At 78.7% G+C, this 909-nt stretch carries 1 protein-coding gene and 1 pseudogene; both read left to right on the top strand.

All coding sequences use genetic code 11. The annotated features are described in order from the left end of the window. The first annotated feature begins 26 nt into the window (after positions 1-26). Positions 27-596, top strand: a complete 570-nt coding sequence (locus ABEB16_RS22400; RefSeq protein ID WP_345714357.1) for a proteasome activator — start codon at positions 27-29, stop codon at positions 594-596. A gap of 9 nt (positions 597-605) precedes the next feature. Beyond that, positions 606-909 (top strand): annotated as a pseudogene (locus tag ABEB16_RS22395) (hypothetical protein); the annotation flags it as partial.

The following is a 909-nucleotide window of genomic DNA, read 5'->3' as shown; positions in this document are numbered from 1 at the left end:
CGGCGCCCAGCGGGCAGGATGAGGCGGTGTCCGAGCACGCGCAGCCCAGCCCCCAGCCCGACGAGCACGCCGACGGCGACGACCAGCGCGTCGTCGTCGTGACCCCGCAGGGCGTCGGCATCGCCGAGGCCGCCCAGGAGGGCGGCGGACCGGCGGCGATGGTCCAGCAGCCGACGAAGGTCATGCGGATCGGCACCATGGTCAAGCAGCTGCTGGAGGAGGTGCGCGCCGCGCCGCTCGACGAGGCGGGCCGCGCGCGGCTGGCGCAGATCCACGCGCAGTCCCTCGCCGAGCTGGAGGAGGGCCTGGCGCCCGACCTCGTCGAGGAGCTGCAGCGCATGGCCCTGCCCTTCGGGGAGACCACCCCCAGCGAGAGCGAGCTGCGGGTCGCGCAGGCCCAGCTCGTGGGCTGGCTGGAGGGCCTCTTCCACGGCATCCAGACGGCCGTCTTCGCGCAGCAGGTGGCGGCGCAGGCCCAGCTGGCGGAGATGCGGCGGATGCTGCCCGGCGGGCCCGGCCCGGGTGCGCCGCAGGGCGCCGGCCCGCGCGACGCGATGCCGCGGCGGCAGCAGGGCGGCACGGGGCAGTACCTGTAGGGGGCGGGCGTGCGCTGGGCGTTCTGGCGCCGGCCCCCCGACCCGCTCGGGGAGGGGCTGTGGGCGCGGGCGGCGCACACCGTGGACCGCTCGGTGCGCCGCTACGAGCAGGTCGTGGACGGCTGCCCGGCGGGCCCGGTGCGCGGCGCGCTGGAGGAGTTCCTGCCGCGGGTGGACGCGGTGGCCCGCCGCGCCCGGGCGGAGTGCGTGCGCGCGCAGGCGTCGTCCCCCTCGTCGGGCTTCACCGTGCCCGGCGGGGAGCCCGGCGAGCTGCACCGGCGGATGACGCGGACCGCCACCGCGGGCGCGCAGG

It is taken from the genome of Kineococcus glutinatus, assembly GCF_039542765.1.
GTDB classification, from domain to species: Bacteria; Actinomycetota; Actinomycetes; order Actinomycetales; family Kineococcaceae; genus Kineococcus_A; species Kineococcus_A glutinatus.
This window is presented reverse-complemented; position numbering and strand designations above follow the sequence as displayed.